This window comes from Microvirga sp. P4_G7 (assembly GCF_056401005.1).
Map to the genome: position 1 here is coordinate 1 of NZ_JBFUKD010000820.1, position 1430 is coordinate 1430.

Here is a 1430-nt window from a genome sequence, read left to right on the forward strand (position 1 = left end):
GGCATGGACATCGTCTCGGAGGGCGAGTTGCGCCGGGCGCTCGCCGCCGGCACACCCGCATCCCGTATCGTCTTCTCCGGCGTCGGCAAGACCCGCGAAGAGATGGCGTTCGCACTCGAGCACGAGATATTCTGCTTCAACGTGGAATCCGAGCCCGAGCTCGAGGCTCTCTCCGAGGTCGCCCTTTCGAAGGGCACCCGTGCGCCGATCTCCATCCGCATCAATCCGGACGTGGACGCAAAAACCCACAAAAAAATCTCAACCGGARAATCCGAAAACAAGTTCGGCATTCCGATCGCCCATGCGCGTGAAGTCTATGCCCGCGCGGCGACCCTCAAAGGGATCACGATCACCGGCGCCGACATGCATATCGGCAGCCAGATCACGGACCTCGCACCGTTCGACAACGCGACGGCCCTGCTCGCAGAACTCGCCCGCGACCTCAAGGCGGACGGCCACGTCCTGCATCACCTCGATCTCGGTGGAGGCCTCGGCGTGCCCTATCGGGAGGACAATGAGCCGCCGCCCGATCCGGAAGCCTATGCCGCGATCATCAAGCGGCACACCAAGGACCTCGGGCTCAAGCTGGTCTTCGAGATGGGTCGCCTGATCGCCGGCAACGCGGGCGTTCTGGTCACCGAGGTGATCTATGTGAAGGAAGGTGCGGGCAAGAACTTCGTCATCGTCGATGCGGCGATGAACGATCTCATCCGGCCGACCCTCTACGACGCCTATCACGAGATCAAAGCGGTCGACGAGCCGAAGCCCGATTCCGGGCGGATCGTGGCGGACGTCGTGGGGCCCGTCTGCGAGACCGGCGATTATCTCGCTCAAGGGCGCGACCTTCCCGCGGTGAAAGCGGGCGACCGGCTCGCCATCATGACGGCGGGCGCCTATGGCGCGGTGCAGGCGACGACCTACAACACGCGTCGCCTCGTTCCGGAAGTTTTGGTGCGCGGAGACGATTTCGCCGTGGTTCGTCCGCGCCCGAGCTATGACGAGCTGATCGGCCACGACCGGTTGCCGGATTGGCTCGCTTAAAAGACCGTCATTCTGTGAAGCGTCGTCGGCTGGATGCGCTGAGGAGCCCGCGTGTCATGTCGACGTCCATGTTCGCGACGCGAACGGATTCTGCCGTCGCGTTCTAGCGGCCTAGGCAAGAGAATCGGACCAAGTCGACCTTCCCTATCAGCCACCGAGTGACGAGAAAGGCCCCGGCACGATGTGCCGGGGCCTTCATTCTTAGGAACTTTACGTCGAAGTTCGATCCTCGGGTCAGATGATATCGAACACGCTCGCCGACATCTTGAGATTCGGCTTCAGCTTGGCGAACTGGACAGCATCTTTATCGCCAGATCCGTCCACGTCCCACATCAGCGCACCCGTCTTCTTGACGTAGATGACGTGGTCGTGCTTGTCCTTCGCGGTAT

The 1430-nt window shown here is 62.1% G+C and carries 1 protein-coding gene; it reads left to right on the top strand.

Translation table 11 applies throughout. The features are described 5' to 3' along the window. A partial coding sequence (gene lysA, locus AC1DT3_RS20995; protein ID WP_477467130.1) for a diaminopimelate decarboxylase occupies window positions 1-1041 on the top strand: 1041 nt, incomplete at its 5' end. Window positions 1042-1430: the final 389 nt, after the last annotated feature.